This window comes from Synergistales bacterium, from assembly GCA_021736445.1.
Classification (GTDB): Bacteria; Synergistota; Synergistia; order Synergistales; family Aminiphilaceae; genus JAIPGA01.
In genome coordinates, this window is sequence record JAIPGA010000001.1 from 1 (window position 1) to 11,990 (window position 11,990).

The following is an 11,990-nucleotide window of genomic DNA, read 5'->3' on the forward strand; positions in this document are numbered from 1 at the left end:
ACCGGGCCGGTTCGACAATCTGACCATCGGTCCGGCGGCGGCGCCCGCCCTCTGGGCGGTGCTCAGTCTATCGTAAAGGAGATGCTTCCCCCGTAGTGTGTGCTCGATGGCCCGCCGGGGAATGCCCCGTTAAACCGGAACCAGAACAGGAGATCCTCATCGTTGCCTTCCACGACCCTGTAGATCTTCCCTTCTTCACGGTCCCAGGCATAGGGACCGGCTCCCGATGTCGGCACGCCCAGAGCGTTGAGAAACGGAAAATCCTCGCGCACGGCGCGCCCCATGGGTATCATCTCCCGGACGCGCCGCGCCAGAGGGAGGGATCCGATGGTCTCCTGCGGTCGGGGAAAGGCGGGCGGGAGGGGAAGCCGGGCCCTCTGCAGGCCGCTGTAGATCCGCCGCGCCGCCTGGGGGCCCCGTCGCAGGACCAGGGAGGCCGCCGTGCTGTCCCCGGCGAGTCCCTGGAGCAGGGAGAGGGCCAGTTGGTCGGAGGCGGTCCCCGGCAGGGCGAGGAGCTCCTCCGCAGCCACGATCACCCCATCCAGCGCCGCCAGGGAACGGGGGATGGCCTCAGGGCGCCAGAACCCGCCGACCTCCTTCCACCGCTCCGGATTCCCTTCCGGAAGAAGCTGCTCGATCAGCGCCAGGGCGGTCCCGGCCCTGGCCCGTCCTTCCCGTTTCCAGAGTTGCTCCCACAGCTGGAGCACCGGTTCCTCTCCGTAGGGAGCGGCCAGCTCTCTGTGCAGTGCTTCCATCTGCCCCTGATGCTCCCACTTCCACCTGTACTCCTCGAGGAGTGACTCGTAGTCGGCAAGCCGGCCGTCGCTCCCGGCGCAGGCGCAGAGCGCCGTACCCAGGAGAATGGACAGCCCCAGAACGGCCGGGATCCACCGCTGTTTGCGCATAGTGCCACCTCCTTCGTGAAGGATCCTGTCTTTTTGGTATAACGCAGGATCCTGACTCTGTTCCGTATGTTCAGCGTGATGCAGTGTCAAGGAGACGCTGGACCAGGGAGACGGCCTGGATGGCGTCCCCGGCGTAGCCGTCGGCATCGGCCCGATCCGCGAAGGCCTCGTTGACAGAGGCGCCCCCGATGACCACGGGGAGTCCGGGGAACAGCTCGTGGAGCTGTCGGATCGTCTGCTCCATGGCTTTGGTGGTGGTTGTCATGAGCGCCGAGAGGCCGACCAGTGCGGCGCCGGTCTCCCTGACGGCTTCTACAATCGTCGAGGCCGGCACATTGCGTCCGAGATCCGCCACATCAAAGCCGTGGCTGCGCAGGACCGTGGCGACGACATTCTTCCCGAGGTCGTGCAGGTCTCCTTCGACGGTAGCCAGGACGATGGTGGCCTTCCGCTGCCTCTCTCCCCGCTGTTCCAGCGAGGCCGAGCAGCATTCGCAGATGCGCTGGGCCACCTCGGCCGAGGCGACGAGCTGGGGAAGGAAGAAGTCGCCCCTTTCGTAGTATTCCCCCACCTCCTTCAGCGCAGGGAGCACACCCTCGTTGATGACCCTGAGGGGGTTGGTCCCCTGCCGGATGTGTCGGTCGGCGTCCTCCACGGCACCGTCGAGGACACCCTCCACAATGTGGGTGTGGATCGTCGCGAAGCGTGCCTCTGCCTCCTCCCCTTCCGTAGCGCCGCTCTCCGTGGCCCCTTCCCGGGGTGCTTCAAGAGCGGCCTCTGCGACCGGTGTCGTCTGCGTTCCGGACATGGAGGCAAGAAAGGTCCTTCCCCGGGGATCCCGCCCGGTCAGGAGATCTGCGGCGGCGGTGGTCTCCCCGATACCGGCGGCGACAGGGTCGGCGATCACCATATCGAGCCCGCCCGCTGCAGCCATGGCGAGAAAGACCCTGTTCAGCAACGCCCGGCCGGGCATGCCGTGGGAGATGTTGCTGAGGCCGATGATGCTGGTGAGCCCCATTCCGCTGATTCCCCGAAGGGTGGCGAGTGTCGTGCGGGGGGCCGCGAAGTCGGCACCGGCGGCGAGGACCATGGGGTCCACCACCAGCTGCCAGGCGGGAAAACCTTGCTCGCGGGCCCTCTGCAGGACAGATCGAACCACCGCGAGGCGCTCTTCCGCATGCTCCGGTATGCCTTCGCTGGTGAAGGGAAGCACCGCCAACAGGGCGCCGTAGCGGCGTGCCAGGGAGAAGCCGGTTTCCAGAGCGTGGATGTCGGCGTTGACGGAGTTGATCAGGGGAACACCCGTACAGGCCTGCAGGCCTGCTTCCAGGACCTCGGTATCATCGCTGTCCAGGGAGAGCGGCAAGGGCGCTGTCTGTTCCGTTGTCCGCACCGCTTCTTCCATGGCGCCTTGCTGATCGATGTCGGGGAGACCGAGGTTCAGATTGAGCACCGTTGCCCCCTGCTGGTGCTGCAGTTTGGCCTCCCGTCTGAGGCCGCTGTAATCGCCCGCACGGACCTCGTCAGGGAGGGTGGACTTGCGGGAGAGGTTGATCCGTTCGCCGATCAGCACAAGCGGCGCCCCATTCCCGCAGGGGACTACGGTCTCCCGGCCGGCGAGGCGGGCGCCCGGTGGTGCCGAAGGATTCCGGAGGGGGAGGCTCCCCACAGCTCGTTTCAGGGTCTCGATATAGGCCGGGGTGGTGCCGCAGCAGCCGCCGATGACGGCGGCCCCGGCTTTGACAAGCTCCACGCCGGTTCGGGCGTAGTCCTCGGGACTCCAGAAGTCCTCGTCCTCCGGGAGACCGGCGTTGGCATAGACAAGGACAGGGAGAACGGTGCCGGATGCCAGCTCTTCCACAACCGGGATATAGGCCGCGGGGCCGACACCGCAGTTGGCGCCCACTGCGGAAGCACCGACCGCCTCGGCCCACGCGGCGGCTGCCGCCGGGGTGAAGCCGGTAACGGTGCGTCCGTGGTTCTCAAAGGTGAAGCTCACCATGAAGGGCACCGCTGTGGTGATGTCCTTGAGTGCCGCCACAGCGGCCTTCGCCTCCCGCTGGTCGAGCACGGTTTCGATCTGGATCAGATCGACGCCGCCTTCCAGCAGCCCTCTGATCTGTCTTCTGAAGGCATCCCGCGCTTCCGGAAAGGAGAGGGGGCCCAGCGGTTCAAGGAGGGTGCCCAGGGGGCCTACGGCACCGGCCACAAGGGCACCCCGGCATCCACGCCGTGCCAACCTTGCGGCCTCCCTGTTGATCTCCTCGGTACGGCTGTCGAGATGACGATGCATCAGCTTGAGAGGGCTCCCGCCGAAGGTGTTTGTCTCGACAATCTCCGCTCCGGCCTCTGCATAGGCCCGGTGGATCTCCGCCACCGTCTCCGGGGCACGGAGATTCATCTCCTCGGGGAGCTCCGGCGGAGCCCACCCCCGTTCGGCGAGCAGCGAGCCCATCCCTCCATCCAGCAGGACAGGGGTGTTCCGTTGCTCCAGCAGCGTATCAAAGGATATGGTCATGGAGGAACCTCCCCGGCATTCAGGTATCGATACGCCCGGGACGGACCTCCCTGGCCTGTCCCGGGCGAGCAAAGTGTACTCCCCCTCTTCAGGGAGCGCAACAGGGGCTCGCTGCGCATCTGTGGGCGCTGCGGCTATGGGTGGCTCCGCACCTCCTGCGGTGTGCCGGCGCCCTGGAGCTCACAGTGCTTCAGCGCGCACTGCTCCCGGAATGCTGCGATCTCGGCGTAGAGGTTGCTGTTTGGGGTGTCGCCGAAGAAGGCATGTACCACAGGGACAAGCATCGTCGGATGGTTCCTCCGTGCCTGCTGCAGCAGCCCCTCTATCCTCGCCGTGGCGGCTCCCTCCTGCATGCAGGTGAAGGGCCCCACGTGGAAGACGCCGCAGACCGGTGGCGTCTTCTTCCCGCCGATGTTGCCTTCCATGAACTCCAGGAAGTGCCCTATGGAAAGCGGTGACTCGCCGGTGATGGCGGTGTGGTACCGGTCCTCCCGTTCGAGCAGTTCCGTAACGTCCTTGGGGTGGGGAAGAGAGGGGCGCTGCAGTCCCAGGGAGTCGTAGAGCCGTTGGTATCGGGCGGCAAGGTGCCGCACGTACCGGTCGGCGATGGTGAGCAGGAGCCGCCGGCTGTCCCGGGTGGCGAGCCAGGTGATATAGCGGATCCACTCCGTCACGGGCCCCCTGATCATCTCCAGCCCCTGACGTTCCAGCTCCTCGATCACCGAGGCGGTGTAGGGGTCGTGCTGGCGCATGTAGATCTCTCCGATATAGAGCACCAGGGGGAATCGTCTGTCGGGCTCGGTGCACCGATCTCTGAATATCTGTGCCGTTTCCCTGGCCCACTCCTTGATGGCTCCGAAGCGTGCGCCCTTCTGCTCGATGAGATTGATCAGGGCACCCCGCCGTTTCTCGGCCGAAGCCGCAAAGGCCTCCCTGTCCGCGGCGTAGGGCCGGTAGCGGAGGAGGAGCTCGTCGTAGAGGTCCGCGGCATGCAGGGCCTGTGCCTCCTGGAACGCGATGCCGGCGCGGGCCGAAAAGCTGACGGGCACATCGACAATCTGGGATTCCAGATAGCCGTTCTGGGTCGACGGGGAGGCGATGGGGATCTCCCCGTACCCCAGCTGATCCATGAGGAAACCCAGGATCTCCACGTACTTCCCGAATCGGCAGGGACCGTTGGTGGTGGGGAGGAAGACGGTATATTCCTTGTTCACCCTCTCCTTGCCTTTCCGCTCCGATTCCCCTTCCAGATAGGCAAGGATGTCGCCGATTACCCCCTTCAGCGGGAAACAGGTCTCCATGGGGATCAGCCGGGAAGCGATCTCCCGGGCCGCCGTGGTGTTGGTAGGGAGTACGGAGGCGTCGATCCCGTGGTGTCTGAGTACGGCGGTACCGAAGGTGCTCCCGTGGCCCATATAGGGGATGAGCCAGGTTCTGCCCTTTTTCTTGTCGGTCAGCGCCCGGCGTTTGAAGTTGAAGGCCTCCAGGGGCTGTTCGCCGTAGCTGTGGGCCTGCTGGGCCACCACCCGCTGGTGGGCCTCGGCCCGCGTGACGAAGGGCGCGTTGTTGGACTGGGCGTCTGTCATCAGATGGAGGAAGGGTTTGCCTGCCCGGTTGAAGATCTCGCTTTCCATGGAGAACTTGATCGAGTCGGGACCGCAGGCAAAGTTCATCAGTCGGATCGGGAAGAGCCGCGGATGCGATGCGGTATAGATCGCCGCCTGGGTGATCCGGGCGCTCTGGATCCAGTATTCGTTTTCCACCAGGTCGTCCACAGGGACCTCCCTGTATCGATGTTCGAGAAAGATCTGGGGGATATACTCCATGCCCCGGGTCCTGGCGAACATGCGCCCCGTATTGGAGCTGGCTTCGGGGTCGGTCAATACGTAGTCCCGTCCCAGCCCCACATAACCGTAGCTGTCGCTCTCTTCGAGTTTGTGCAGGAAGGAGTCGCCAACCTTGGCGAGGGTGTCGTGGAACCCTCTCATGCGCTCGTCGGCATAGTCCATGGCTTCCCTGACGGCACGGAGCGAAGGGGTGTGCCCGTGGCGTTTCAGCTCGTCCTGCAGCTCCCGGGCGACCTGCTCCGGTTCCCCCAGGTGCCAGACCGGCCGGATCAGGCGGTTTCGGTCGATATCCGCCATGTCTTCTACGATAAAGCTCTCCGCCTTGGTGAAGATGCAGTAGGTCCGTTCCGGCTCGCCTCTGGCTTCGTCTTTCACGTCGATCAGACTGGGGGTGAAGATGTAGTCGATCTCCTCCCGCCCGGCGAGGTAGGCGGCGTGGCCGGCGGCGATCTTCATGGCGATGCAGAAATCCGTCGAGGCCTTGCTGCTCCCCAGCGAGGATATTCTGCCGTCCGTAATCGGCGAAAGCACTGGGAGAAAGCCCAGTTTCCGGAAGAGGGCGGAGCTCCAGACCGCCAGCTCGCCGACGGTGACGCTGCTGCGCCGGATGCCGATTGTCGGGCCTTCGGGAGCGGCTCCCTCCAGCTCCCCGCAGGTGATCCCGTCGAAATGCCGTTCCAGCAGCCGATGGTAGATCTCTACGTAGTCTGTCTTCTCGTCCTGCCGTCCGCTTTCGCTGTTGCCGAGCGGACAGAACCCCCCGGAGACCACCTGTTCGTCCCCGATGGTGAAAACGGTGAGTTCGCAGTTCCGCTGTCCACAGGAGCGTTCCCCGAAGAACTCCCGGCAGGTGATGCTCTCCTGGTGGAACTCCATGTCTTTTGTTGCCCAGCCCCGGAAGGCGGAGCGCACCTCCCGGCCCTGACGTTCCGCTTCCTCGATGGCCTGCCGCAGCCAGAGTGCGGCGCCGTAGGCGCCGAAGAGCTCGCGGTGGGGATAGGCATGGATGTCCGTGCCGGTGACCTGGGCCAGGGCGGCCAGGAAGGCCTTCCCCAGTGTGGGTCCTCCCTGGGCGGAGCAGCGCTGCTGCACGTGCTGCGGCCCGCCCACAAACTTGTCGAAATAGCTTGCCGCCGTGGCCCGGACGATGGCGGCGGCGATCTCGTCGCGGGAGAAATTCTCGGCGATGAGCCGCTGTTCCTCCATCTCCATGAAGACACCGCAGGTGGCGTCGATCAGGGGCACCCTTTCGGCACGCAGCGCGGCCTCCTGGAGGGAATCCTCCACATCGAAGCCCAGGAAGCCGGCCATATTCTCCAGCGTCTGGCCGGCGCCGGCCTGGCAGGAGTAGTTCATTCGTGCCTCGGCCACCTCGTCGGAGGCGTTTCCCGCGACACGTCGGAAGGAGGTGAATTTCATGTCCTGGCCGCCGATCTCGAAGATGGTGTCGATATCGTTGTCCCAGTGCTTGATCCCCCTGGCGTGGCAGGTGATCTCGTCGACGGCGCAATCCAGGCTCGACATGCCTTTCTGCTCGATCTCCTGCCGCCTCCGGTTGCTGAGGAGAACCCGTTCGTAGAGCTTGCGGGCCGAACCGGTGGTGCAGATCCCTTTGACACTCCACATATCGGCGGAGGAAGAAAAGGTTTCGAGGATGCGTTGCAGCGCACCCAGAGGGTCGCCGGATGTCTTGTAGTAGCAGCTGTCGAGGAGACGGCCGGTCCGGTAGTCGATGACCGCCGCCTTGGTGGTGGTGGAACCACCGTCCACGCCGATGACCACCTCCGGGTCGCCGGAGCAGGTGGGGACGGGTTGTTCTGCCCGTTCCGTATCGTAGGTGTGCACCTTGGGAAGAGCGGTGCGCAGAGACGGTGCGTACCGCCGCTCTCTCTTGGCGGCCTCGGTGACCCTCCAGAGTTCGTCGAGAGGGAGCAGCGCGGCATGGTTCCGGTCTCGTGCCATCAGGGCGATCCCCAGAGCCGCCAGACTGTGGAAGTACTGGGGACACCGTGCCTCCCTCCCGGTTTTGTCCGCCAGGCCCCGCCGGATCGCCGGAAAGGCGAAGAGCCCACCGGAGGCGAAGAGGGGGACATCCTGTTTGAGGGTTCGGTTGCCGATCACGTCGTTGCACATGTTGGCCGCTACGGTGTCGAAGAGCTTGGCCATGATCGAGCCCTTGGTAGCGCCTTCGTTCTGGTCGTGGATCACGTCCGACTGGATCACCACGCCGCAGCGGGCGTTGTAGCCCGATTCCCCTTCATGGTTCTGCGCGGCTTCGGTGGCCTGCCCAAAGAGCTGCTCGTCGGCGCGTCCCTGCAGAAACCATTGCCGGGACTCGCTCTGTGCCCGTCCAGCCAACGCGGGGGTTTCAAAGAGCCGCCGTATCTGTTTCTCCAGGAGCGTCCCGGAGCCTCCGCCGCATTTGCTGTTTGTGCCCCAGTCGACCAGCAGCGGCCGGCCCTCCCGGTCGGCCACGTGGAGGAAAAAGGTATCCTTGGCCCCGCTGTGCAGAAGATAGCACTCCCCACCGGCCAGAGCGAGGATACCCCGGGGAAGGGAGAGGGGCTCCGGGGCATGCAGGATCTCGGGAAACACCTGCGGCAACAGTGCGCTGCCCGAGCCTGTGAAGGAGGTGTCGATGATTGTGCAATCGGGGTGCTGACGGGGAAGAACCTCCAGGAGTGCGGTCAGGCACCCCAGGGGATCTCCGTGATGGAGCACAGGGGCGGGAGCGATCACAATGTTTCGATCCGGTGAAACCCCGATGCAGTGGATCGCGGCGGTACCGATATCGATGCCCAGATGTATCTGAATGCCCACAGTGGCTATGCTCCTTTTTGTTTGGTATTTGGTGCCCTCTTTGTCCCTATTATATCCCTGGAGGCTCGGTATGTGTAGCTCCCTGGATCGGAACAGCACCGAGAATAAGACATTGTCGTCACGACTATATGTGCAGGATAGGGGGCAGTCGATTGGTGTGACCATAGGCTGGATGGGAGTGAAGCATGGATGTCTGTATGTGGGCCGGTTTGCTGCAGCGGTATGGCTGGGGTGCCGGTATCGAGGAGTGGGTTCGACCTTTCGGCGGGGAATACCCGGGGCATCGGTCGCGGCTCTGCGTTCACCCCGATGGCATTCTCGGGGTTCTGTCGTCTCCAGCATGTCGGGCGTTCCCCCGGTGAGGAGGAACGAGCAGGTACTCCACAAAGCAAAATGAGGAGCCTCGGAGGGTGAGGGGGCGGGCGAAGGATGTCCGCCCCCCTTTTGCTGTTCTCTACCAGGCGTTCCTGTAGATCCCTTCGATCTCCCCGATATCCAGCTGTTTGGGATTCCTGGAGAGCAGCCGGGTTTCGTTGACCGCAGACTGGGCCATGGAAGAGGGGGCCTCTTCCGGGACCTCCACCTCACGGAGTCTGGTGGGAAGGCCGATGTCCGTCGCCAGAGCCAGCACGGCATCTACCGAGGTCGCCGCCGCCTCGCGGAGGGAGAGGTGTTCTGTCGCTTCACCCAGGGCTTCGGCGATGTCGGCGTACTTCTCGAGTTCGCTCATCAGGTTGGCCTCCATCACATAGGGCAGCATGAGGCTGTTGACAAGGCCGTGGGGCAGATGGTACTGGCCTCCCAGAGTGAGGCTCAGCCCGTGGACGGCCCCGAGCCCGGCGTTGGCGAAGGCCAGGCCTGCCTTGAGACTGGCCAGGGACATGTAGTACCGGCTTTCCTCATCCTCCCCGTCGGCGACAGCCTTCCGGAGATAACGGCCCACCAGCTCGATGGCCGAGAGCGACAGCTCCTCGGTGAAGTCGTTGGAACCCCGCGAAACGTAGGATTCGATGGCGTGGACCAGGGCGTCCATGCCGGTATGGCCCGTCACCTTCGGCGGCATGGAATAGGTGAAGGAGGGGTCGATCATGGCGAGGGATGCCAGCATATGGGGACTGACGATGCCCTTTTTGATTCCTCCCTCATCCTGAAGGCCGAAGACGCCGATTCTGGTGACCTCCGAGCCTGTTCCGGCCGTGGTGGGCAGCATCACCGTCGGCAACCCCGGTTCGGGAACCTGATTGACGCCGACAAACCGTCTGGCCGGCGGGCCGTTGGTCGCCAGCAGCGCCGCCACCTTGGTGACGTCGATGGAGCTGCCGCCGCCCAGTCCGACCAGCACATCCCAGGGGCCGTCGGCGATCCGGGAGGCCACCTGCTCGGTCAGTTCCAGCGCCGGCTCCGGTTCGACACCGTCGAAGGAGCCGGGTTCCATACCTGCTTCCCGGAGTACATCGAGCACCTGTTGCAGAATCCCCGCCCTGGCGATCCCGGGATCGGTGATGACAAAAGGGCGGGAACAGCCGAGACCGGAAAGCTGTTCGGGGAGCTCCCTGTGGATGTCCCGGCCCAGAAGCAGGGCCGGAGGGGAGTAGTAGGCGATTCGTTTCATCTGCTGTGACCTCCTGACATTATTCCTCGGGTTTGCCCTGCAGCACATCGGGATTGTAGCGGTCCGCCAGCGAACAGCAGGCGACAATGGCCTCTTCCATGCTTACCGGATTGGCGACGCCCTTCCATGCGATATCGAAGGCTGTGCCGTGGTCCACGGATGTGCGGATAAAGGGGAGACCGAAGGTGACGCTCACCGTCTTGTAGAATTCGTAGGTCTTGGCGGCGATATGTCCCTGATCGTGGTAGAGGGAGATCACCGCGTCGAACTTCCCGTTCAGGGCCATGTGGAAGACGCTGTCCGCCGGGACGGGGCCGGAGACGTGGATCCCCATTTTGCGGGCCTGCTCCACAGCGGGGGCGAGGAACCGCGCCTCCTCGTCGCCGAAGAGCCCGCCGTCCGAGGCGTGCGGGTTGAGCGCCGCCAGGGCGAGCCTGCGTTCTTCGATACTGAGTGACGCCAGGCAGCGGTCGGCGAGCTGGATGGAGTGGAGGACCCCCTCTACGGAGAGCCCTTCGATCATCGCCTTGAGCGACATGTGCCGGCTGTGGAAGAAGATCTTCATGCTGTCCACCAGGAACATGGTGACGCTGTCGCTGCTCTCCGAGAGTTCGGCGAGCATCTCCGTATGGCCGATGTAGTGGTACCCTGCCTTCTTGAGGGCTTCCTTGTTGATCGGCGTGGTGGCGATCCCCTTGACGAGGCCCCGCCGCGCCAGGTCAACGCCTGTGCTGATGCATTCCACGGCTGTCCGGCCCGCAAGGGCCGATACCTGGCCTACCTTGAGTTCCCCCACATCGGTGACGATCCCGAGATCCATCACCGGGATGCGGGAAGGATCCCCGTCGATGTTCTCCCGATAGGGGTCGACCGGCTGGAGGCCAACATCGAGTCCCAGCCGGTCCCTGACCGCCTTCAGAACCTTCAGGTCGCCCACCAGAAGGTACCGGCCGCATTCCCAGACCCGTTCCTCCCGGAGGCTCTGCAGGGCGATCTCCGGGCCGACACCGGCCGGGTCCCCCATGGTGACCGCTATAGGTTGCCTGTTGTTCATTCCGAATCCTCCTGTCGTATCCATTGTAAGGCCCTGTAGAGACCGTCCTCACCGCCCACCAGACCGCCCTTGGTGACCACCTTCAGGGTGTTGTATTCCGTGCCCTTGATCCGTCCTCCCATCATCAGCGGCGCCAGCTCCGTCACAGGTGCGATGAAGTCGGCGCCGAGCTGGGAGAAGACGCCCATGGCGGTATCCCCGCCGGAGAGGATCACTCCGGCCAGATCCCGGCGCAGGGTTTCCATCGCCGACACCCCTGCTTGAGAGAGCCGGCGCACCGTGGCTTCTTCGCGGCCCCGGACCACAGGGCCCTCCGGCTGGATGACGAGAAGGTCCGCGGCGTTTCTGTCGAGGTCCTCTACAAACCGCCGGCACTCTTCCCGGGACGTTTCCACCGGCAGGTCGGTGGAGAACCGGTAGAACAGGACATTGAGCCTGCCGGCGAGATAATCCAGCTGATTGCGGGTCACCGCGGAGGTGCTGCCGACCACGGCCAGAGCTGTCTTCGCCCGTCGGGGTGAAGACATGCGGGAGATATACGCCGCGGTGAACGGTCCGGGATCCACGGGGATGAATGCAGTCCGGAGGGAAGCGGCCGCCCCGGCGATCGCCTCGATGTCCGCGTCGTTCTGGGCGTCGGCGATGATGATCCTGTGTGTACCAGCCATGCCGGAGAGCGCTTTGGCGATCCCCCCCGTGCCGGTTCTGACAACCTCCATGGGCAGCATGGAAAGGGGGTAGCGTCCCTGAAAGTAGTGCGGCACATAGCTGGTGGAGATGGGCCAGAGTGGGTCGGCGGCCACCTCCGTGCGTTCGAGGAGTGAACCGTTGAGCAGCTGGTAGCCGCCGATGGTGGTCCGTCCGGACGCCGGGTAGGCGGGGACCACCAGGGCCACCGAGCGGGGGTAGGCTTCCAGAAGGGCGGCGGTCTCCCTGTAGAGGTGTCCCCGCAGGGTGGTGTCAATGCGTTTGGCGCATCGGCGATGTGGCGGCAGGGCCCGCAGGAGGGCCTGGAAACGGTTCTCCACAGTGGCCTGGTCGCTGCCCCGGGTGTGCGCGTTCACCACCAGAAGCGACGGGGTACGCTGCGCTCCGGCGCCCTGCAGGCACTCCGGGTGTACCTGGAGTGTCGGCGAGAGCCCCTTCGCTTTCAGCAGGATCGACTGGACCGAGGTTCCGGTGAGGTCATCGCAGAATACGGTGAATTCCGAACTGTGCCTGTCCATTGCACCAC

Annotated in this window: 6 protein-coding genes; all 6 read right to left on the reverse strand. The window is 64.6% G+C overall.

From position 1 onward, the window contains the following. Positions 1-62: 62 nt before the first annotated feature. On the reverse strand, positions 63-905 hold the full coding sequence (locus K9L28_00005; protein ID MCF7934713.1) for a hypothetical protein: 843 nt from the start codon (positions 903-905) through the stop codon (positions 63-65). 70 nt (positions 906-975) lie between these two features. Then, positions 976-3,423, reverse strand: a complete 2,448-nt coding sequence (locus tag K9L28_00010; protein ID MCF7934714.1) for a homocysteine S-methyltransferase family protein — start codon at positions 3,421-3,423, stop codon at positions 976-978. A gap of 134 nt (positions 3,424-3,557) precedes the next feature. Next, a complete protein-coding gene (locus K9L28_00015; GenBank protein MCF7934715.1) occupies positions 3,558-8,090 on the reverse strand; it encodes an acyl-CoA dehydratase activase-related protein in 4,533 nt (1,510 codons plus the stop codon). Between the two features lie 454 nt (positions 8,091-8,544). Next, complete coding sequence (locus K9L28_00020) at positions 8,545-9,702, reverse strand: iron-containing alcohol dehydrogenase (protein MCF7934716.1); 1,158 nt, start codon at positions 9,700-9,702, stop codon at positions 8,545-8,547. Positions 9,703-9,721: 19 nt separating this feature from the next. After that, a complete protein-coding gene (gene pdxA, locus K9L28_00025) occupies positions 9,722-10,756 on the reverse strand; it encodes a 4-hydroxythreonine-4-phosphate dehydrogenase PdxA (GenBank protein ID MCF7934717.1) in 1,035 nt (344 codons plus the stop codon). Then, the gene (locus K9L28_00030; GenBank protein ID MCF7934718.1) at positions 10,753-11,982 is read right to left on the reverse strand and encodes a hypothetical protein; all 1,230 of its coding nucleotides are present in this window, start codon (positions 11,980-11,982) and stop codon (positions 10,753-10,755) included. The genes pdxA and K9L28_00030 overlap by 4 nt, the downstream gene beginning before the upstream one ends. Between the last annotated feature and the right edge of the window lie 8 nt (positions 11,983-11,990).

What these genes read in the sequence shown, in the direction of transcription:
- K9L28_00030 (MCF7934718.1), bottom strand. Translation starts at nt 11,982, where the DNA reads ATGGACAGGCACAGTTCGGAATTCACCGTATTCTGCGATGACCTCACC.
- K9L28_00020 (MCF7934716.1), bottom strand. Translation starts at nt 9,702, where the DNA reads ATGAAACGAATCGCCTACTACTCCCCTCCGGCCCTGCTTCTGGGCCGG.
- K9L28_00005 (MCF7934713.1), bottom strand. Translation starts at nt 905, where the DNA reads ATGCGCAAACAGCGGTGGATCCCGGCCGTTCTGGGGCTGTCCATTCTC.
- K9L28_00010 (MCF7934714.1), bottom strand. Translation starts at nt 3,423, where the DNA reads ATGACCATATCCTTTGATACGCTGCTGGAGCAACGGAACACCCCTGTC.
- pdxA (MCF7934717.1), bottom strand. Translation starts at nt 10,756, where the DNA reads ATGAACAACAGGCAACCTATAGCGGTCACCATGGGGGACCCGGCCGGT.